The organism is Arthrobacter sp. SLBN-100 (genome assembly GCF_006715305.1).
In the GTDB taxonomy this organism is placed as follows: domain Bacteria; phylum Actinomycetota; class Actinomycetes; order Actinomycetales; family Micrococcaceae; genus Arthrobacter.
Window position 1 is genome coordinate 1,660,428 of record NZ_VFMY01000001.1, and the last position, 20,527, is coordinate 1,680,954.

The following is a 20,527-nucleotide window of genomic DNA, read 5'->3' on the forward strand; positions in this document are numbered from 1 at the left end:
GCCTACTTCTGGCCCTTGAAGAGGCGGTAGACCACAAATCCGGCGAACCACGCCATGGACAGGCTGGCGATGCCGAGCAGGACAAGGAAGAAAATTTCAAAAGCAAGTACGGACATGATGCCATCCTAACTGTTAGTAGATGAGTAGTTTGTCTATGAAGTAGGCCAGTGAACCCACCGCGGAGACAGGCGCCAGCCCCATGCTAAGGGCAGCGGGAACATTTAGCGGAGCCCCCCGGAGCGTTACAAGACGGCGGAAGCTCACCAGCACTGCGCCCACCACCACACCGAAAACCGCGGCCGGGAGCACGGCGACCTCAGAGAGGACCAGCCCGGCAAGCGGCCCGGCAAGTCCGGCCAGGACAATCCCCAGGGGCGCCACGATGCTGTCCGGCCAGCGGATCAGTCCCACCAGGAGGGCAACCACCCCGCTGATGGCCGCCACGAGCAGCATCTCCCGCAGGCCGTTTAACCTCGCGCCGGCGATCCATCCTGCGCCCAGACAGGACAGCAACACGCCCACTGAACATCCGAGCGTCGACTCCAGGCGCTGGGCCTGCCCCGTTCCGCGGATGAGCTGCACCGCAAACACAGCCATGATCCCGAGGGCGATAAAGGGCGGCGTCCAGTCCAGGAACCCGGGAGCGGGGGCGTATGCGGCGGCGAGGGCGGATCCGGCGCCGGCGAGGCCGATGACCGCGGCGAGGGTCTTCTTGGCGGGAATCCGGAGGAAGTGCGGCCAGCCGATGCCAACAGCGGCCGCGATGATCACGGCAACGGCCACCAAGGCCTCGCGGGACGCATACACCCCGGCGATGATCGCGGCCAGTCCCGCAATGCCCACCACACCGATGGTCCACGAGCCCAGGGAGCGCACGGGTGCCTGAAGTTCCGCCGTCATTCGGATCCCGGCCCGGGCCTAGTCTGTGCACTCACTGCGCTGCATCCCATCCTGCGTTGACGTCTTGGAAGGCGGCGCGCGCCCTCAGTGCCAGGGCATCCAGCCCTGCTCCAATCCTGCCTTATGTGAACGGGATATGTCGCAAAACGTACATTCACCGAGGCTAATCCATGCCTCCCGCGGACCCGGCGGGTATACTCAAGGCTCAGCTAAGTTCCCTGCTGAGGTGCGGATCGCTGCGGTTGGCAGCGGCCCAAAACCGGGGCAGGGAGCCAGTACCGGCCGGTGAGAATCCGGTTCAGTCGCCCAACGATGCGCGGACGGCCCTTGGAGGAACAATGTCCCACATCCTGTTATTGACGAACAGCACCGGTTCTTCGGTGGACATCCTGCCTGCCTTGGAATTGCTGAACCACCGGGTGCATATCCTCCCCGCCGAGCCAACGGCCCTGCTGGAGACCGATCCCTGCGACATCGTGCTGCTCGATGCACGTAAGGACCTGGTGGGTGCCCGGTCCCTCACCCAGCTTCTCAAAGCCACCGGCCTCAGCGCCCCGCTGGTGCTGATCCTGACTGAAGGCGGCATGGCCGCAGTGTCCTCCGCCTGGGCCGTTGACGACATCGTGCTCGAATCAGCCGGCCCCGCCGAGGTGGAGGCACGCATCCGGCTCTCCGTCGCCCGGGCCGTCCCCGAGCAGGATGACGCGCCGTCCGAGATCCGGGCTGCCGGCGTCATCATCGACGAAGCGAGTTACACCGCGCGGGTGAATGGCGCTCCCCTGAACCTCACCTTCAAGGAATTCGAGCTCCTGAAGTACCTGGCGCAGCATCCTGGCCGGGTGTTCACGCGCCAGCAGCTGCTCACCGAAGTGTGGGGCTACGACTACTACGGCGGCACCCGCACGGTGGATGTCCACGTCCGGCGCCTCCGGGCCAAGCTGGGCGCCGACCACGAGAACCTCATCAGCACCGTCCGAAACGTCGGCTACCGGCTCACCCTGGTCCGGCAGCAGGAAGACGAGCTGACCGAAGCCTGAGCCGCTTCGCCGCGGCCGGTGTCCGAATGATTCCCGTATAGCCTTGCCTCATGACTCCAGCGCACCCTGAGAAGTGGCCCGTCCATGTAGTCCAGGGCGGGGTTGACCGGCAGCTCCTCCAGGACTGCCGCGACCTCCTGGCCGCTGCCGAGGAATCGGACGGCAACCCGTCCATCTCCGAGCAGACCCTGATCAGCATGCGTGCCGGGGATTCCACCGAACACAAGCTGCTGACCCTGGCCCTGTACGCCCCGGACGAGGACTCCGATCCTGCCTCCGGCCAGGACCTGGCGGGATTCGCCGCCGTGGTGGAAGATCCGGACGGTACTGGCGTGGTGGAGATCGCGGTGCATCCCAGTTACCGGAACCAGGGCGTCGGGGACCGCCTGGTGGGTGCCCTTCAGGACCGGCGGGGGTTCAGCGGGTTGAAGGCGTGGTCCCATGGCAACCATGAGGCTGCCGCTGATCTTGCCGCCCGCTACGGCTACGTGCCGGTGCGTGAACTGTGGAAAATGCGGATGACGACGGCGGCTGCCGACCTTCCCGACGTCGCCCTTCCGGCCGGGGTGACCATCCGCGCCTTTGTGCCCGGGCAGGATGAGGACGCCTGGCTGGCGGCCAACCGGGCCGCCTTCGCGCACCACCCCGAGCAGGGCAGCCTCAACCGGGCGGACCTTGACGCCCGCATGGCCGAATCCTGGTTCGACCCGGCGGGCTTCCTCCTGGCTGTTGATGGGGACGGCCGGCTGCTGGGTTACCACTGGACCAAGGTCCATCCCCAGCACGGCCCGCACCCCGCCATCGGCGAGATTTACGTGGTGGGGGTGACCCCGGAAGCCCAGGGGTCAGGTCTGGGAAAGGCCCTCACAGTGGCCGGCATCAAACACCTGCAGGCCCTCGGGCTGCATGCCGTCATGCTGTATGTCGATGCCGATAACGCACCGGCGGTTGCCCTGTACCGGCAGCTGGGCTTCAGCCGGTGGGACATGGACGTGATGTACGGTCCGGCGGCGGGTTAGCCGAGCCGCCTGACGCACGCCGGTCCCGGGCGCTGAATCAAGGGCCTTCCCCTATTGAATGCTTGTAAGGTTGAAACAGAACCGCGCCGGCCGGAAACGGCAGCATCAAGCGCCAGGTAAAGGAGATGCCATGAACCCGGAACCTTCCGGAGCAGCCACGTCCCAAGAGGCTCCAGTCCCGGTGCGCGCGCGCTTCGGCTCCTCGGAGGTACCGGCGTCGCGGGCCACCCAGGACCGGATAGACATCCCGGACTTTGCGCCCAACCTGGAACCTGAAGGGGATATCCGCCCGGACCGTTTCCTGGACCGTGAACTGAGCTGGCTCAGCTTCAACTCCCGGGTCCTGGAACTGGCCGAGGATCCAACCCTGCACCTGCTGGAGCGCGTCAGCTTCCTCTCCATCTTCGCGTCCAACCTGGATGAGTTCTTTATGGTCCGCGTGGCCGGACTGAAACGCCGCATTGCCACGGGGCTGGCTGTTCCCTCCCCCGCCGGGCTCAGCCCGGTGGAGGTGCTCGAAAAGATCGGCGAGGAAGCACACCGGCTCCAGCAGCGCCACGCGCAGGTCTTCGCCGACCAGATCCGCCCGGCACTGGCCTACGAGCACATCCACCTCATGCACTGGAATGAACTGGATGACGCCGCCAAGCAGCAGCTCAGCCAGATGTTCGCCGAAAAAGTGTTCCCCATCCTGACGCCCCTGGCTGTGGACCCGGCGCACCCGTTTCCGTACATTTCGGGGCTTTCGCTGAACCTGGCCGTGGTGGTCCGGAACCCGGTGAGCGACAAAGAGCTCTTCGCCCGCGTGAAGGTGCCGGACCAGCTGCCGCGGCTCATTTCCATTGACGGCCCGCGTGCCGGTGCCGTGGCTGGCCGGGTGGCCCGTTTCATCGCCCTCGAGGAAGTTATTGCCGTCCACCTGGACAGGCTGTTCGCCGGCATGGAGGTCCTGGAGCACCACACCTTCCGTGTTACCCGCAATGAGGACGTGGAGGTCGAAGAGGACGACGCCGAGAACCTCCTGCAGGCGCTGGAAAAGGAACTCCTGCGCCGGCGCTTCGGCCCTCCTGTCCGGCTTGAGGTCACCAACGACATCAACCCCAACATCCGGGCACTGCTGATCCGTGAACTGGGTGTTGAGGAATCCGAGGTCTACTCGGTCCCCGCACCCCTGGACCTCCGCGGCCTGTCGGTCATTGCCGGCATCGACCGCGCGGACCTGCACTACCCCAAGCACGTCCCGCACACCTCCCGGTACCTCAACGAGTCCGAGACGTCCAAGGCAGCCAACGTTTTCGCGGCCATGCGCCGCCGGGACATCCTGCTCCACCACCCGTACGATTCGTTTTCCACCTCCGTGCAGGCGTTCCTGGAGCAGGCGGCAGCGGATCCCAAGGTGCAGGCCATCAAGCAGACCCTGTACCGCACCTCGGGCGATTCCCCCATTGTGGACGCCCTGATTGATGCTGCCGAGGCCGGCAAGCAGGTACTTGCCCTCGTGGAGATCAAGGCCCGGTTTGATGAGCAGGCGAACATCTCCTGGGCCCGCAAGCTGGAGCAGGCGGGCGTGCACGTGGTGTACGGCATCGTGGGCCTGAAAACGCACTGCAAGCTCTCGCTGGTGGTACGCCAGGAAGTGGACGGGTTGCGCCGTTACTGCCATATCGGCACCGGCAACTACCACCCCCGGACTGCCCGCTACTACGAGGACCTCGGTCTCCTGACAGCCAATGACCAGGTGGGCGAGGACTTGTCCAAGCTGTTCAACCAGCTCTCCGGCTATGCGCCCAAGTCAACCTTCAAGCGCCTTCTGGTCGCTCCGCGTTCCGTGCGCTCGGGGCTGATCGACCGGATCGAGACCGAGATCCGGAATGCCCGGGCCGGGCTGCCGGGCCGTGTCCAGATCAAGGTCAACTCCATGGTGGACGAAGCCATCATCGACTCGCTGTACCGGGCATCGCAGGCCGGTGTGAAGGTGGATGTGGTGGTGCGCGGCATCTGCTCGTTGCGCCCGGGGGTTCCGGGGCTCAGCGACCACATCACCGTCCGTTCCATCCTGGGCAGGTTCCTGGAGCACTCCCGCGTGTTTGCCTTCGCCAACGGCGGGGACCCGGTGGTGTACATCGGCTCCGCTGACATGATGCACCGCAACCTGGACCGCCGGGTGGAGGCCCTGGTCCAGCTGGCCAGCGCTGACGACATCCAGTATGTCCTGGACATGATAAGCCGTTACATGGCGCCGGAAACCGCCAGCTGGCACCTGGATAACGAGGGGAAGTGGACGCGCCATCATCTGGGCGAGGACGGCAGGCCGCTTGAGGACGTCCAGTCCTTCCTGCTGGCATCGCGGCCACGGCAACGCAGCCTGAGCCGACGGTAAGGGCCGCGGTTTTGTCGAGCGACGCACTCGTAGCAGACCAGACAGACCACCCAGACGAACCGGTAGCCGTCACGGCTGCCGGTGCCCTGCCGTGGCGTCTCAACAAGGACCAGCTTGAAGTCCTGTTGATCCACCGGCCCCGTTATGACGACTGGTCCTGGCCCAAGGGAAAGATTGACGACGGCGAGACCGTCCCTGAGTGCGCCGTCCGCGAGGTGTGGGAGGAGATTGGGCTGTCCGCCTCACTGGGCATACCGTTACCCCCCATCCACTACCACGTGGCTTCCGGCCTCAAGGTGGTCTACTACTGGGCAGTCAGGGTCAACGGCGGCAAGCTTGTGCCGGACGGCAAGGAGGTGGACAGCGTGATGTGGTGTGCCCCCGACAAGGCGGCCCGGCTGCTGTCCAACCCCTCCGACGTCGCGCCGCTCGAGTACTTGCGGGACGCCCATGAGCGCGGCGAGCTGAACACCTGGCCCCTCCTGGTGCTCCGCCATGCGAAGGCGAAGCCCCGCTCGTCCTGGTCCAAGGCGGAGGGGGAACGTCCGCTCGCGGCCACCGGAAACCGCCAGGCGAAAGCTGTGGGCCGGCTGCTCCAAGCGTGGAAGCCGCCCCGGGTGGTCACCAGCCCGTGGCTCCGGTGCGTGGCCACGGTTGCCCCGTATGCGAAGGCGGCGGGCGCCAAAGTGAAACTGGCCGAAGCGCTGACCGAACACCGGCATGAGCGGAACCCGAAGAAAACCGCCGCCGTCGTAGAGGCCCTGTTCGATAAGCAGCGGCCGGTGGTCCTGTGCACGCACCGCCCGGCGCTGCCCACTGTGTTCGGGCAGCTGACCGAACACATGCCGCGGCACATGAGCGCACTCCTGCCGGCGGAGGAACCATACCTCTCCCCGGGCGAACTCGTGGTGTGCCACGTAGCCCCGGATGCCAAAAACCGGGTGGTGGCCGTGGAGCAGTTCAAGCCCTTCGACGACTGACCTGTGGCGCCCGGGGTGCTGCCTTGGGCCGCGCCGCCCGGTATGCAAAGTAGACTTTAGGCGTGAGCATCCCAACGCCTTATGAAGACCTCCTGCGCGATGTCCTGGCTTCCGGCACGCATAAATCGGACCGTACCGGGACCGGAACAACCAGCGTTTTCGGGCGCCAAATGCGCTTTGACCTCTCGAAAAGCTTCCCGCTGATCACCACCAAACGGGTCCACTTCAAGTCCGTGGCGGTGGAGCTTTTGTGGTTCCTGCGCGGCGAAACGAACATCAAATGGATGCAGGACCAGGGCGTCACCATCTGGAATGAATGGGCGGACGCGGACGGGGACCTGGGCCCTGTGTACGGTGTCCAGTGGCGCAGCTGGCCCACGCCGGACGGCGGCCACATCGACCAGATCGCCGAGCTCATCGAGAACCTCAAGTCCAACCCGGATTCCCGCCGGCATATCGTCTCAGCGTGGAATGTGTCCGAACTCCACGACATGGCCCTGCCGCCGTGCCACGCGTTCTTCCAGTTCTACGTGGCAGACGGCAAACTGTCCTGCCAGCTGTACCAGCGCTCCGCGGACATGTTCCTGGGCGTGCCGTTCAACATCGCCTCCTACGCGCTGCTCACCTGCATGGTGGCCCAGCAGGTGGGGCTGGAGCCGGGTGAATTCGTGTGGACCGGCGGAGACGTGCACATCTACGAAAACCACATGGACCAGGTCCTCAAGCAGCTGGACCGGGAGCCGTACGAGTATCCGCAGCTGAAAATCAGCCGTAAGCCGGCTTCGATTTTTGACTACACGCTTGAGGACTTCGAAGTGGTGGGCTACCAGCACCACGCCACGATCAAGGCCCCGATCGCGGTATGAGTACGGAGAACACCACCGATCCGCAGTCCTTTACCGAAGGGCTGGCCGCATCGGTGACCGGCGTAGGCATGGTGTGGGCGCAGACGCCCGACGGGGTTATCGGCAAGGACGGCGATATGCCCTGGCACCTGCCCGAGGACCTGAAGCACTTCAACCGGCTCACCATGGGCCATCCCGTGGTGATGGGCCGCAAGACCTGGTTGTCCTTCCCGGACAAGTTCCGTCCCCTGCCCGGCCGCACCAACATCGTGATTACCCGGCAGAAAAGCTGGGCGGATACGCCTGAGGCGGAGGGCGCCGTCGTGGTTCCTTCCCTTGATGACGCGCTGCTTGAGTCGCAGTTCGTCGACGGCGGGGAAACCGTCTGGATCCTGGGCGGCGGTGAGATATTCCGCCAGTCCACCGAGCTTGCGAACGTCGCGGTGGTCACCACCATCGACGTTGATGCTGACGGCGACACTTTCGCTCCCGAGCTTGGCACCGGTTGGGAGGCTTCCGCTTCCGTCCCGCCGGACGGCTGGCTGACGGCGGCCAACGGTACACGCTACAGATTCACCAAATGGTCACGGACTGAGGGCTAAGGAATGTTGAAGAAACCGGAAACCCTCTTTGTGCTGGGTTACATGCTGCTCCCCCTGCTGGCGCTGTTGTCCGCCATTGTGGGGTTCACCATGATCCTGGGCGGTAACAAGATCGCCGGGGCCATCGTGCTGGTGGTGGTGACGCAGGTCTTCGCCTTCGGCGCCTTCTTCGCCTTGCGGGCCAGGAAAGCTGCTGTCCTTGAGGAGCCCGACCGAGGGTAGCCGCTTCGGCAGCGCATGGGGAGGACACCCCATCGCGCACGTCGGGGGTCGTAACTAAGCTGGTGCCTGCATCTTAAGGCGCAGCCGTTTGAACATTTGGGGGAACACCTGGTGGCAGGGAATTTGTGGGGGGCCGACGTTGCCGAATTGCGGACGCTGGCGCAGCAGTTCGGCAAGACGGCTGACCTGCTGCTGCAGCAATCCACGCAGCTGACAAGCCACATCAACAGCACGACGTCGTGGAAGGGCCAGGACGCCGTTGCGTTCCGTTCTGAGTGGAACGGCAGCCACCGGGCCATGCTCCAGCAGGCTGCCTTCGCGCTCAAGCAGGAGTCGAAGAAGCTCCTGGAGAACGCGAACCAGCAGGAGGAAGCCAGCGACGGCGAGCCCGGATCTGGTGGTGGTCACATCCCTGCCGGGTCCGGTTCCGGTTCGACGGAGAATCCTTGGGGGCCGGACTGGCTGGCCAAGGGTTCGCCGTTCCGGGACGGATGGGCGATTCGTAGCCAGTTCAAGAACGCTTTGGACCTACCCAAGAATGTTTTCGGTTTGGCCGCGATGGCTTCCAAAGGTCTCGACGAGTTCACTGACGCTACCCGCTGGGCCAAGCTCCCTGCCAACAGCGTCACCTACAACTTGTTGGATTCAGGCACCGATCTCCTCGGGCTCAAGAATCTCCAGAAATACGTCCCGGCCCTGAATCAATTCGGCGGAGTATTCAAGGAAAGCACCTGGCTGTTCAAAGGCCATGGCCCAGTCCTGGAGAGCCTTGGGAAGGGCGGGCTCGGCCGTGGCCTGGGTTGGGCCGGCGTGGGCCTGAACGCATTCGACGCCGCCGGATATATTGCGGCAGGTAAGACGGAAGATGCCGTTTGGTCGGGCGCAAAGGCCGCCCTCGGCGTAGCGTGCTTCCTTCCCCCGCCTGCAGGAACCATCTGTACGGTGGTCAGTGCGGGAATCGCTGTCTACGAGATCCCGGCGGTCAAGGAGTTCGTGAATGATGCGGCCGGCAACGTTGTGGACACGGTGGCCAGCGCCGTGAAGGATCCAGGCAAATTCGTCGAAGACACTGGCGAGAACCTGGCAGACCTCGGCAGGGGCGCCGCCAGCTTCCTCGGGTTCGGATAGTTCAACTTAAGGATAATTTTCGTGACAACCAGCATCCATTCCACTGAGTCGCCGGAAACTGTAGTCGGCTTCGGCTTTGCCGAAATCGCCTACCTGATCAGAAGGTTTGATACCGACGCTGCAAAAAAGTCGGGGCAGGTCCTGCGGCTTGAAGCGGAAGTCCAGTCCGATCCGATCTGTGTCGCTGGAGGATCTTCGCTTCTGGGCCGGGGCTTTGCGAGCGTTGACGACGACCTTGAACTGGAAGGTCCGGCGATACCCACCGCCTATGCCTTGTCCAAGGCTTACCGCTGGACCGAAATCAGTCTTGTTGACGGCGAGAAAACTGACACCGTTGTGCATGTGGAGTCCGACAAGGTATCGCTGCTGATGCAGCCCAGAACCCTTGGCACGTGGTTCGTCTTCGCCCAGCAGCCCGATATTGACGGCGCAGACGCTCAACTCTCCCTCATCGAGGAACATACCCGAACTCATCCCGAGGGGACAGCATTCATCCGGGTTAAGTCGGTCTCGGGCGAAGACCACCTCCTCATCCGACCAGACGGTCCCGGCTGGGCGGTCGCCAAAGTCGTCGATCCCACAACGGACGTCGAAGAAACCACAGGCCTGGATACTTCAGGCCTCCTGGCCCGGATCCGGGAAACCCGGGGAGAAACCCGATGAGCAACGAGTCTCCCGGAATGGGGCGGCCCTCCCGGCGAAAGGGCTACTACAAGCGCCAGATAGAACTGGAGGCAGCGAAGCAGGGGCTCACGGTCGAGGAATACGGGGTCTACAAGGGCTCAACCGGCAGTGCCATCCAGCCGATTAATTCGGCTGGCGGTCTACTCTTCCTCGCCATCTTGATTTCACTGTTCTCTGCCATTGTCGTTGGAGGCGCCATCATTCTCCTCACCGGCGAAGGGGTCACCAACTGGCCGCAATTCATCATCAGCTGCGCGATTGTACTTTTCCTGGTGCCAACCTCATGGGCTTATTACTTCAAGGAACGCAAAGCGGCACGCCTCCGGAAGGCGGCCGGAAAAACGCTCCAGCCGCCTACCCGTCGGTCGAGCAGCACCGAGTGGTAGGGAATCAATCAGCAATTTGGCCGACAGAACTTAAGTCGCGGCCAGGCAAGGCGGCCGTCGTCCGTTGCGGCTCCAAAGCTGAACAACGGCGTGACGTAACCGACTGCGCCGTACCGGTTCCGAAGTCTAAACTGTACGAATGACTACAGCAGCTACCCCTTCCGTCGGCCTGGTCGGATGGCGCGGCATGGTCGGTTCCGTCCTCATGCAGCGCATGCAGGATGAGGGCGACTTCGCCAACATCAACCCGGTGTTCTTCTCCACCTCCAACGCGGGAGGTGCCGCGCCGTCACTTGCTGGTATAGCAGAAGGCAGTGTAGGCAAGCTCGAAAACGCGTTCGACATCGACACCCTCGCGAAGCTGCCCATTATCGTCACTGCCCAGGGCGGCGACTACACCAAGCAGGTCCACGGCGAACTGCGCAGCCGCGGCTGGGACGGCCTCTGGATCGACGCCGCCTCCACCCTGCGCATGAACGACGACTCGATCATCGTCCTGGACCCGATCAACCGCGACGTGATCGACAAGGGCCTGGTCAACGGCACCAAGGACTTCATCGGCGGCAACTGCACCGTGTCCTGCATGCTGATGGGCCTGGGCGGGCTGTTCAAGAACAACCTGGTGGAGTGGGGCACCTCCATGACCTACCAAGCGGCCTCCGGCGGCGGCGCCCGGCACATGCGGGAGCTCCTCAGCCAGTTCGGCACACTCAACGCCGAGGTCAGCACCGAATTGGACGACCCGGCGTCGGCCATCCTGGACATCGACCGCAAGGTCCTGGCCCACCAGCGCACGGCCATCGACGCCACCCAGTTCGGCGTTCCCCTGGCCGGCTCCCTGATCCCCTGGATCGACGCGGACCTGGGCAACGGGCAGTCCAAGGAAGAGTGGAAGGCCGGGGTCGAGACCAACAAGATCCTCGGCACCTCCAGCGAGAACCGCGTCATCATGGACGGCCTCTGCGTCCGCATCGGCGCCATGCGCTCCCACTCCCAGGCCCTGACCCTCAAGCTCCGCGAGGACCTGTCCGTTGCCGAGATCGAGAAGCTGCTCGACGAAGACAACCAGTGGGCCAAGGTAGTGCCCAACAAGAAGGAAGCGTCCATGGCGGAGCTGACCCCGGTGGCCGCATCCGGCACCCTGGACATCCCCGTGGGCCGCATCCGCAAGATGGAGATGGGCCCGCAGTACATCAGCGCCTTCACCGTGGGCGACCAGCTCCTGTGGGGCGCCGCCGAGCCGCTGCGCCGCATGCTCAACATCGCCACCGGAAACCTGTAACCCCGGATTCTTCGCAACGGCGGCCCTAAGCCGCTTGAACGGTGCTGCCCAGCACCGCTCAAGCGGGGCAGGGCCGCTTTTGTTTTCAGGCCGACATCCCACGGAGGCGCTCCGCCATCGCCTGGAGGCGGTGCTTCAGCTCTGCGGGCCGGTCAAGGTGCTTCCATTCAAGCCGAAACATCGACCATCCCTCTTCGATGAGCGCGTTCTCCCGCCGGCGCTCGGCGAGAAGAACCTCCTCAGCGGGCCGGTAATCCGTGTATTTCCCGGCGCCATCAAACTCGATAATGATCCTCGCTGCGATATCGGCAAAATCCGTCCGGAAAAGCCCGCTGCGCGTGGGAATCTCAACCTGCGGAATGAATTTCTTCATACCGAACGAGTTCAGCAGGAGCCGGGTTCGGGTCTCACCTGCCGATTCGGAGCGTCCGTCCAACGCGTCCAGCAGCTGGCGGGCACGACGGCTCCCCCGTTTCTCCGGCCCCTGCTCCAGTCGTCGCTGCAACTCGCCGGGATCGGCACCCTTGCGCAAGGCATGATCGCCAATGACAGCGGCTTGTTCGAGCGGCAGGATCCGGGCGCAGTCCAGGACCGTCCTTTCCAGGCTGGTCACCGTGATTTCCCGGCCGTCCGGGGTCCAAAGCGTGGTGATGTCCCCTTCACCCAGGAGCGCGCGGTGGGTCCTGACATCCATCCCAGCGCTTTTCCGCGAGTTGGCGTAGCTCGTGGTGACGTGGATAAGCGGTCCAACATTCCACACCTGGCATTCATGCAGCCGGGCCGCGCTCAGGTGGCTATACAGTGCAAGGCCCCCGGTAGAGAGTTGATGGGCCTGAATAAGCAGGCTGTCCCGGGTCCAGGGCTTGAGTCCCTGCCAATGCGAGCTCCGGACGTATGCGCCCCGCCGGAGGCGCAGGACCGTGCCGCCGCACACTGCCGCCGTCAAAATCCTGTCCTCGAGTCCCGCAGCGGCCAGTTGTTGAGTCGACGCTACTGGCATGTCAGGCCACCGCTCCTCAACCAGCGCCCGGATTCTATCGGCTTTCATGGGTCCAACACTCCCTGCCTCCCGCCCAGACTGGAATGGTGGAGCGCCCGGATGTGGACAAACGCCCGTGCCACGAACTACATGGGCGGGCCTAAGCCGCTTGAACGGTGCTGCCCAGCACCGCCCAAGCGGGCCAGGGCCGCTCATGTTTCAGGACCGCAGGAACGCTTCGTAGCGCTGGGCGGCACGGGCGAACGCTGCCTGGGCAGCGGGCCCCGGAGGCTTGCCGTCACCAAAGAGTTCAGGCACGACGGCGGCACTCGCGCTGGTGCCTTCGCGGGCCCACGTGCCAATCACCTCTCCGCCGGCAACCACAGTCTTCTTGAAGACGCCGTTACCGCCGGGGACGATCTTGTTGGCGTGCTCGGGCTTCAGGACCAGGCTCCGGTCCGTATAGCCCAGCACAAACTCGTCGAACCCGGGCAGAAGGAGGACGGAGCGCTGGCCGGGCACACCGCCGTCGAGCAATGACGCTGTCTCCGGTGACAGCCAGAAGCTTGCACCCTCGAACTCCAGCTCCACCAGCTGGTCTTTGGCCTCCTCGAACGCGGCCCGGACCTCTGTCAGGGGAATCTGCGTCCACCAGGCGAAGTCCCGGATGGTGGCAGGTCCGTGGCTCCGGAAATAGCGCAGCGCGAACTCGGCGATGGCCTCCTGCCGCTCAAGCCGGCGCGAGACCGGGATCCAGCTTTCGAAGTCCACCAGCAGCTGCTGGTTTCCCGCCAGCGGTCCCTGCACCAGCCAGCCGTGCCGGCATAGGGTGCCCAGGATGTGGATGCCCCGCTGGCCCTGCGTGGGCTGCCCGGCGGCGTCGAAAACCTGGAAGAGCTCCCCGCGGCTGATGGAACCGCGGCCGGCTACCCGTTCCAGGGCCAGGTCCCGGCACTTCTCGATGTCCGCCCACGCGATGCCCAGTTCACGGTGCCGGCCCGCGATGCCCTTGGTAAGGCGTTCTGCAGTAAGGTCCAGCATCCAGTGCAGGTCCTCCGGCGCCACCACGTGCAGCGTCCCGCGCATCGGCCACGAGCGCACTACAGCACCGGAATCAAGGGCGGAGCGGACATCGGCGAGACCGGCACCGGGAACCCTGGCGCCCACGGCCCATAGGACGGCCTGCAGGTCCTGGGCCTGCATCGCCGTCATCCAGCGGACAGTTTCAGCTATGGAAGCAGCGGTGTGCGATTGCCGCGGAACAGTGTGGAGCGGGAGCAGCCGTTGTGACACGAGCCGAAGCCTGCCCAGCGTTCGACGGTCAAGATGGACCCCCTCCTTCGCAGCCATGGCCCCATCTTATGGTCAGGAGCGCGCTACAGTTCCAGGCCTATAAGCAGCGGTTCCGGATGCAGTTCGATTCCAAAGCGCCGTTCGACGCCGGCACGCACCTCGCGGGCCACCGCCACCACGTCAGCGGCCTTGGCTGAGCCGCGGTTGGTGATGGCGAGGGTGTGCTTGGTGGAGAGGGACGCCCGGCCGCCGCTGACGCTGCCCGGCTCCAGGCCAAAGCCTTTGCTGAAGCCGGATTGATCGATCAGCCAGGCAGCGGAGAGCTTCACCAGCCCGTCCTGGCCCGCAGGGTACCGCGGGGCCCCTTCCGGCAGCGCCGCGGCCACCTCCGCCGGGACGATGGGGTTGGTGAAGAACGAACCCGTGGAGTAGGTATCCCTGTCTTCCGGATCCCACACCATGCCCTTCGAGGCCCGCAGCCGCAGCACTTCCCGGCGCACATCAGTGGCGTAAGCGCGCTTTCCCTGCTCCACCCCCAGCGACCGGGCCAGCTCCGCGTATCGGATGGGTGCACTCATGCGCCCAATGGGCAGCTGGAATTCAACCGTCAGCACCACATAGCGGGGTGAGCCGTTGACGGTGGTCTGCTTGAGGATGGAGTCCCTGTAGCCGAACTTCAGCTCGGAGTTGGTGAAAGTCTTGACGGCGTTCCGCTCGCGGTCCCAGGTGCGCACGGCAGCGATGGTCTGGGACACATCCGAACCATAGGCGCCGACGTTCTGCACCGGGGTTGCCCCGGTGGAGCCCGGGATGCCGGCGAGGGCTTCGATCCCGGACCAGGCGTGCAGAACCGCGTGCTCCACCAGCTTGTCCCAGTTGTGGCCGGCCTGCACCACTACCGCCACGCCGCCGCAGGAATCCTCCGCGTTGACCGTGAACCCTTCCGAGGCGATCTTGATGACCGTACCGGGGAACCCGTCGTCGGAAATCAGCAGGTTGGAGCCGCCGCTGATGATCAGCAGCGGCTCCCCTGCGCCGTCCGCGGTGCGGACGGCGTCGATGATTTCAGCCTCGGTGCGGGCCTCGATGAAGGTGCCCGCTGGGCCTCCGACGGCGGCCGTGGTGAGCTGGGAAAGCAAGGTGGAAGTCACCAGACAACCCTATCGCCGAAAGGGGGACACGCTTCCCGGCTCAGCTGAGCAGGACGACGGCCTGGGCCTTCATCAGGACCTTCTGGCCTGCCGAAACAACGGTGAGGTCAATACGGGCCGTGTTGGCCTCGGCGTCGAGCTTTCCGATGAGGCCGGTGACCTCAATGGTGGCGCCGGGCGCTTCGGTTCCGGTGGTGTCGGTGACCAGGACGGGCTTGGTGAAGCGGGTCTGGAAGTCGACGACGGCGGCCGGGTCGCCCGCCCAGTCGGTGACCAGCTGGACGGCGGAGCCCATGGTGAACATGCCGTGGGCGATGACGCCGGGCAGTTCCACGCCGGTGGCGAAGGCCTCATTCCAGTGGATCGGGTTGAAGTCGCCGGACGCCCCGGCGTACTTGACCAGGTCGGTGCGGGTGACCTCGACGGTGCGGCTGCCGATCTCCTGGCCGGGGCTGAGTTCGTGGATGCTGAGGCTCATGGCTACTGTCCCTCTCCGCGGACCAGGATGGATGACGTGGTGGTGGTGACGGGCTCCCTGGAATCGCCGGAACCGAGGGCAAAGATCTCCGAGCGGGTGGTGATCATCGCTCCCCCGCCCATGGCCCGGACGCCGTCCACGTGGAGTTCCGCCACCAGCCGGTCGCCGGCGAAGATGGGGCGGTGGTGGGTGAAACGCTGGTCGGCGTGGACCACACGGGAGAAGTCGATGCCGGCCTCCGGGTCCTCGATGAGCTGGGCGTCGGCACGCTGGGCGATGATGATGGCGAACGTCGGCGGGGCCACAAGGTCGGCGTGGCCCAGCGCCTTGGCGGCGTCCACGTCGAAGTGTGCAGGGTGGGTGGCTTTGACCGCGCGGGCGAATTCGCGGATCTTCTCGCGGCCAACGTCGTACACCTCTGCGGCAGGGTAGCTTCTGCCCTGCAGGTCGGGATTGATAGTCATGGGCTCAAGCCTATCGTCAGGCTGTTGAGCGGCCGAAAAGGGAGACCGGCCGGAAAGGTTACCGGCGGAGGTTCTTCCGGATGGCCTGGCCGCGGACCACGATTCCCGCGATGTGCAGGACGAGTCCCAGCCCGATCAGCGGCAGGGACGCCAAGGCCAGCGCCTGGTTGCCGCTGGTGTTGCCGATGAGGTTCAGGATGATGCCGACGGCGATCAGTCCCATCGCGCTGAAGACCAGGACTTTGTAGCGGGTTGGCGCGGTGGCCCAGAATTCGTTCAGCACCTTGCCATTCTATCGGGCAGCGCCCGAAGCAAGGGGCGACCAGGGGCCGGCAACGAGGGCGCGGGTGCAGTGCTCAGAACAGCGCTTCCTGGACTGCCGGTACCTCCGAGCTGTAATTGCCCAGTTCGATGGTGCGGCCTTTGAGCCGGCCCAAGTCCAGCACGAACTCCAGGCCGCTGTCATTGAGGGTGGCCAGCAGAAAGCTGCCGCAGACGGAGCGGATGGTAAATCCATGGGCCCCTGAATCCAATGCATGCGGGTAGGTGTGGCGGGCGGTCTCGGAACACAAACGCCCTGCCAGCGGCGGCCTGCTCCAGGTTTCCCTCACCACCTCAAAGCCGTCTTCATCCGCGCCGGATAGAAGCTGGCGCGCGTCTTCGGCCAGCTCAGTGTTGCGGGAACTGAGCCGGTCCGCGGGTGCCGGAGCGGCCAGGGCGGCAGCCTTTGCAGCCGACCGCACCTGCTGCGGCAGCCCGCCGTCGCGCGTTACCAGGTCCTCCAGGATGCGCACCACGCGGCCGTCGGCGGCATGGGCGATGTAGCTGGCAGCCACGGCGCCCTGTTCGGCGAGCCGCTGCCACTTTCGAAGATTGGACGCGGTCCCCACCTTGCTGGCCCCGTTCGCGAAGGTGGCAACGTAGAGCCAGTGCGGCTGCATGAGGTAGCTGCGCAGCCCGGGCGGGACGCCGCCGCCCCGATGGAAGTCGTGCATGAGCCGGAAGTCGTCCGCCACAAAGCACCGTTCGCACTGGTGTCCGCGGGCAGCCAGGGACCGGCCTCTGCACAGGATGTGGTCGCGGCGGCCGGGGCCGTGCACCCGGTGGTGGCCCAGGCAGGACTTCCCTTCGGTGGCGAGCCGGAAGCCCAGGCGTGTGCCGGCGTCGAGCGCTGTTTCAGTGAAGGTGCCATCCGGGGCCTGCTGCCGCAGCACAGGTGGGGATCCAGGCGCGCCGGGAGCATCAGGCGCGGCAGGCCAAGAGACCCCGTGGACCAGATAGGGCGTATCGGTCACGGGGTCTCCTGGGACGAAATCTGCGGGTGCTACAGCGCGGGCTGCACCCCGAAGGCTACCGCGAGCTTCATGATCTTCTCGGCACGGCCCAGGCGGGGCAGGTCGGAGCCGTCACGGATGACGCGGCCGTTGGCTTCGAAGTCGGCCATGAAGTCGGTGGCCCAGGCGACGTCGGACGGCGTGGGGCTGATGACCTCGTTGATGACGGGAGTCTGGTCTATGGCCAGGCAAAGCTTGCCGGTCATGCCCATCATCACGGTGATGCCGGTCTGCTCGCGCAGGATGGGGTGGTTGGTGCCCACAGTGGGTCCGTCGATGGGGCCCGGGAGGTTGCCCACGCGGCTGGCGACGACGAGCTTGGCGCGGGGGTAGGCCATCGCTTCGGCGGTGGCGGCCATGCCGGTGTCGCGGCGGAAGTCACCGGAACCGAAGGCGAGGCGGAACGCGCCCTGGGCCTTGGCGATGTTGTTGGCTTCCTCGATGCCCACGGCGGATTCCACCAGCGGGATGACGGGTGTTTTGCCGTCCATGCGGTGGAAGCTTTCGGTGACCTGGTCCGCGGATTCAGTCTTGGCAAGCATCACGCCGAGCAGGCCCGGGGTGCCGCGCAGGCCCGCGAGATCGTCGGCCCAGAAGGGGCTGGTGGCGTCGTTGATGCGGACCCAGGCCTTGCCGCCGGCGGTGAGCCAGTCGATGACGTTGTTCCGGGCCTGGTCCTTCTGCGAGGGGTCCACGGCATCTTCAATATCCAGGATGATCGAGTCAGCGCGGGACACTGCCGACTGGTCAAAAAGCTCGGTCTTCATGGCATTCACGAGGAGCCAGGAGCGGGCGATCTCTGCTGGGATATTGCGTTCCGGCCTTACGGTCTCGGTGGCGATGGTAGACGTCATGTATCTACCGTATCCGCCCGGCAACCAGCAGGGCGAAGAAAATGGCCCGCTTGTGAGGATCAATACTAACTAAACGGGTTATGACCGGAGCCCTTGTGGATCCCCGGGACTGGCACTGGCAATATTTCGGCCTAATCTCCCCGGTTCAAGGCTCGCCTTCCTGCCGGACTGGAACCGGCCCGCGCAGACTGCAACAAGCCAGACAAGTACGAACAGGCCAACCACCGCATATCCGAGTCCGGCCAGATCCAGGTTCACAGCGGTCAGCGACATCAGTTGGGCTGTTCCTATGCTCAGGGCGACCGCCGCAGAGAGTCCGGTGAGTACGGCGTTGTACATGAGTCTTCGGCCCGCGCTGGCGAATGCCCTCCCGTACGCGAGATTCATGAACCACCCATCCAAGGTGTCCAACAGGCACATGCCTGCGGCGAAGAGCGTCGGGAGGATGAGAATGGCGTACCAGGGAAGTGCGGTTGTCGCCGCGCCCACCGCCACGACGAGCAGCGCGACCTCAGTGGCCGTGTCAAACCCCAGGCCGAAAAGCAGGCCCACAACGTACATCTGCCAAGGCCTCGTGATGCTCTGCATGACCGGCCGCAGGATAGGGACCATCAGCCCGGCAGGGGCGCCGCGCCGAGGATCCGGCGACCGGCCGTCCCGGACACTGCGGAGGTCCGCCACGGCGGGGAGCAGGAGGAGCAGGTTGAGGGCGGCCACGATATAGAGGAAAACTCCTGATACCGCCGAGCCTGCCAGCCCCAAGGCTTCGCGCAGCGGCGAGGCGTTCTCCCCGAGCACGCCGCCCAGGAAGTGCGCTCCGGCGGCCAGCAGAGTGCACAGGCCGAAGACAATGGTGGAATGGCCAAGCGAGAACCAGAACCCGACCGATAGCGGCCTGTGGCCTTCACCGATCAGCTTGCGTGTGGTGCAGTCGATGGCTGCAATATGGTCGACGTCGACAGCGTGCCTCATGCCCAGCAGATACGCACCGGCCCCGATCCCTGCGCCGAAGACCTGCGTGGGGCTGATGTGCAGGTTCTGCGGAACAATGCTGAACACCAGAACACCCCAGCCCACCACATGCAACGCGATGACGGTGAGAGCCATGGCGGTGACGGGAGAGCGAAGTTTCCCGTCCCTGATGCCGCTGCCGGCCGGTTTCGAGAGGTCGAGCGCAGCCAGGATGCCCATGCCCTGGTCCTGTCAGCGCATCGGAGGAGTCAGCCCGTACCGGGCGATGACGTCCGGCAGCCAGGGCGGCTCAGCGAACTGAAGCCCGTATTCGGCGGCCATTTTACCGATGAACTCGGGATCCGGCGGACCCGCTTCAAAGTGATCGGCCAGTCCCCAGAAGAAATGCTCGAACCCGGCCGGGCTGATGATCTCGATCATCCGTGCGGGTACTTTGCCGGCATTCCACATCGTGTGGAGCTCCCCGCGCGGTTTTGTGATGTAGCCGCCGGCCCCGAGCACCGCTTCACGGTCTCCGGACCGGAATCCGATCTCGCCTTCAATGACGATCGAGTACTCGTCTTCCCTGGTGTGGCTGTGCGGGGGAACCAGGGCCCCGACCGGGAACGGGTGCTCCACAACCGAGATCTGGCCATTGGTGTCCTCACCGAAGAACTTGAAGACGACTCCGATCGTTCCGAGATTTCCTTCGCGTCCCTGGCCCGGCTGCACGACTGTGAGCCGTGGAGCCCTTTCCAGTTCCATAACAGGCCGCCCCTTCAATTTCAATATACAATGGTGTGTACCGAAATTGTCCGCCCGGGAGGGAGCAGAGTCAATACATTGAGTGAACACCCTCGTTCATCCAAAAATCGCCGCTACGAAATGGGCAAGAGGACCGAAAAAATAAGCGGTACCCACCAGCGCATCATCGATGCGGCCGTGACTCTGCATGGTTCCATTGGGCCAGCCCGCACAACGATCGCCGGTGTCGCGGAAAAGGCAGGTGTTACCAGGCTGACGGTTTACCGGCACTTTCCTGACGACGAGGCATTGTTCTCCGCCTGCTCCTCGCACTGGCTCTCCCAACAGCAACTGCCGGACCCGGGCGAATGGTCCCGGCACAACGATCCCCTCGAACGCCTGACCGTTGGACTGTCCGATCTCTACAGGTTCTACCGCGACGGGGAGGCCATGCTCACCCGGATTTATGGGGACTGGAATGCCCTCCCGGAGACACACCGCGCAGGTCTCGAAACCAGGAACGCCCGCTTCCGGGACATCCTGGCGGAGCCGTTCCCGGAGCCGGACAGGAACCCAAGGTTTTACGCCACCCTCAACCACGGGATGTCCTTCTGGACATGGCGATCACTGTGCCATGACAACGGGCTCCCGAATGATGATGCCGTCGATGTCATGTTGAGCTTGATTACAACTGCAGCCCGCGCTCCGGTAACACCCAAAGCCGCCGCGCCGGAGAACGCAGGAGTCGGCGGACTGTAACCTTCGACGCCAAAGCAGGTAGCAGCAGGTGCCGTGATGAGGCTCCATACCGGCA

Annotated in this window: 23 protein-coding genes; 12 read left to right on the plus strand and 11 right to left on the minus strand. The window is 64.8% G+C overall.

Features of this window, described 5'->3' with window-relative positions:
• Positions 1–132: 132 nt before the first annotated feature.
• Positions 133–900 carry a permease gene (locus FBY31_RS07720; RefSeq protein WP_142038882.1) on the minus strand — a complete coding sequence of 256 codons (768 nt, stop codon included), beginning with the start codon at positions 898–900 and terminating at the stop codon, positions 133–135.
• A 338-nt stretch (positions 901–1,238) separates the two neighbouring features.
• On the opposite strand from FBY31_RS07720, the gene FBY31_RS07725 reads away from it, so the two are divergent.
• From FBY31_RS07725 to asd, 11 genes are all read left to right on the plus strand, one after another.
• A complete protein-coding gene (locus FBY31_RS07725; RefSeq protein WP_142038885.1) occupies positions 1,239–1,937 on the plus strand; it encodes a winged helix-turn-helix transcriptional regulator in 699 nt (232 codons plus the stop codon).
• Positions 1,938–1,987: 50 nt separating this feature from the next.
• Positions 1,988–2,956, plus strand: coding sequence for a mycothiol synthase (gene mshD / locus FBY31_RS07730; protein ID WP_142038888.1), 969 nt, complete (start codon positions 1,988–1,990; stop codon positions 2,954–2,956).
• A gap of 130 nt (positions 2,957–3,086) precedes the next feature.
• Positions 3,087–5,336, plus strand: coding sequence for an RNA degradosome polyphosphate kinase (locus FBY31_RS07735; protein WP_142038891.1), 2,250 nt, complete (start codon positions 3,087–3,089; stop codon positions 5,334–5,336).
• 11 nt (positions 5,337–5,347) lie between these two features.
• Positions 5,348–6,316, plus strand: a complete 969-nt coding sequence (locus FBY31_RS07740; RefSeq protein ID WP_142038893.1) for an NUDIX hydrolase — start codon at positions 5,348–5,350, stop codon at positions 6,314–6,316.
• A gap of 62 nt (positions 6,317–6,378) precedes the next feature.
• Complete coding sequence (locus tag FBY31_RS07745) at positions 6,379–7,182, plus strand: thymidylate synthase (protein ID WP_142038896.1); 804 nt, start codon at positions 6,379–6,381, stop codon at positions 7,180–7,182.
• Positions 7,179–7,763, plus strand: a complete 585-nt coding sequence (locus tag FBY31_RS07750) for a dihydrofolate reductase (RefSeq protein ID WP_142038899.1) — start codon at positions 7,179–7,181, stop codon at positions 7,761–7,763. The genes FBY31_RS07745 and FBY31_RS07750 overlap by 4 nt, the downstream gene beginning before the upstream one ends.
• 3 nt (positions 7,764–7,766) lie before the next feature.
• Entirely contained in the window at positions 7,767–7,985 is a 219-nt protein-coding gene (locus FBY31_RS07755; RefSeq protein ID WP_142038901.1) for an NF038396 family protein, read from the plus strand.
• 111 nt (positions 7,986–8,096) lie between these two features.
• Complete coding sequence (locus FBY31_RS07760; RefSeq protein WP_142038904.1) at positions 8,097–9,113, plus strand: WXG100 family type VII secretion target; 1,017 nt, start codon at positions 8,097–8,099, stop codon at positions 9,111–9,113.
• Between the two features lie 21 nt (positions 9,114–9,134).
• On the plus strand, positions 9,135–9,776 hold the full coding sequence (locus FBY31_RS07765) for a hypothetical protein (RefSeq protein ID WP_142038907.1): 642 nt from the start codon (positions 9,135–9,137) through the stop codon (positions 9,774–9,776).
• The gene (locus tag FBY31_RS07770) at positions 9,773–10,183 is read left to right on the plus strand and encodes a hypothetical protein (RefSeq protein ID WP_142038910.1); all 411 of its coding nucleotides are present in this window, start codon (positions 9,773–9,775) and stop codon (positions 10,181–10,183) included. Before FBY31_RS07765 ends, FBY31_RS07770 begins: the two co-directional genes overlap by 4 nt.
• 139 nt (positions 10,184–10,322) lie before the next feature.
• Positions 10,323–11,465: an aspartate-semialdehyde dehydrogenase gene (gene asd / locus FBY31_RS07775; protein ID WP_142038913.1), complete on the plus strand. Its 1,143-nt coding sequence runs from the start codon at positions 10,323–10,325 to the stop codon at positions 11,463–11,465.
• Positions 11,466–11,550: 85 nt separating this feature from the next.
• Here asd and FBY31_RS07780 read toward each other — a convergent pair whose 3' ends face one another.
• The 10 genes from FBY31_RS07780 to FBY31_RS07825 all read right to left on the minus strand — a co-directional run bounded on the left by FBY31_RS07780 (position 11,551) and on the right by FBY31_RS07825 (position 19,734).
• A complete protein-coding gene (locus FBY31_RS07780) occupies positions 11,551–12,513 on the minus strand; it encodes a type IV toxin-antitoxin system AbiEi family antitoxin domain-containing protein (RefSeq protein ID WP_142038915.1) in 963 nt (320 codons plus the stop codon).
• A 150-nt stretch (positions 12,514–12,663) separates the two neighbouring features.
• Complete coding sequence (locus tag FBY31_RS07785; RefSeq protein ID WP_142038918.1) at positions 12,664–13,794, minus strand: winged helix DNA-binding domain-containing protein; 1,131 nt, start codon at positions 13,792–13,794, stop codon at positions 12,664–12,666.
• Between the two features lie 26 nt (positions 13,795–13,820).
• Entirely contained in the window at positions 13,821–14,888 is a 1,068-nt protein-coding gene (locus FBY31_RS07790; RefSeq protein WP_142038920.1) for a UDP-N-acetylmuramate dehydrogenase, read from the minus strand.
• Between the two features lie 40 nt (positions 14,889–14,928).
• On the minus strand, positions 14,929–15,366 hold the full coding sequence (locus FBY31_RS07795; protein ID WP_142038923.1) for a MaoC family dehydratase: 438 nt from the start codon (positions 15,364–15,366) through the stop codon (positions 14,929–14,931).
• A gap of 2 nt (positions 15,367–15,368) precedes the next feature.
• Positions 15,369–15,830 (minus strand): FAS1-like dehydratase domain-containing protein, encoded by a 462-nt coding sequence (locus FBY31_RS07800; protein WP_142038926.1) that lies wholly within the window; start codon positions 15,828–15,830, stop codon positions 15,369–15,371.
• A gap of 58 nt (positions 15,831–15,888) precedes the next feature.
• Positions 15,889–16,113, minus strand: a complete 225-nt coding sequence (locus FBY31_RS07805; RefSeq protein WP_142038929.1) for a DUF3188 domain-containing protein — start codon at positions 16,111–16,113, stop codon at positions 15,889–15,891.
• Positions 16,114–16,186: 73 nt separating this feature from the next.
• Entirely contained in the window at positions 16,187–17,125 is a 939-nt protein-coding gene (locus FBY31_RS07810; protein WP_142038933.1) for a DUF2797 domain-containing protein, read from the minus strand.
• Between the two features lie 29 nt (positions 17,126–17,154).
• Positions 17,155–18,018: an HpcH/HpaI aldolase/citrate lyase family protein gene (locus FBY31_RS07815; protein ID WP_142038936.1), complete on the minus strand. Its 864-nt coding sequence runs from the start codon at positions 18,016–18,018 to the stop codon at positions 17,155–17,157.
• 78 nt (positions 18,019–18,096) lie between these two features.
• Complete coding sequence (locus tag FBY31_RS07820; protein WP_235012964.1) at positions 18,097–19,209, minus strand: HoxN/HupN/NixA family nickel/cobalt transporter; 1,113 nt, start codon at positions 19,207–19,209, stop codon at positions 18,097–18,099.
• Between the two features lie 12 nt (positions 19,210–19,221).
• Entirely contained in the window at positions 19,222–19,734 is a 513-nt protein-coding gene (locus tag FBY31_RS07825) for a cupin domain-containing protein (RefSeq protein ID WP_142038939.1), read from the minus strand.
• Positions 19,735–19,854: 120 nt separating this feature from the next.
• Between FBY31_RS07825 and FBY31_RS07830 the strand changes: the two genes are divergently transcribed.
• On the plus strand, positions 19,855–20,472 hold the full coding sequence (locus FBY31_RS07830; protein ID WP_235012965.1) for a TetR/AcrR family transcriptional regulator: 618 nt from the start codon (positions 19,855–19,857) through the stop codon (positions 20,470–20,472).
• The last annotated feature ends 55 nt before the right edge of the window (positions 20,473–20,527 follow it).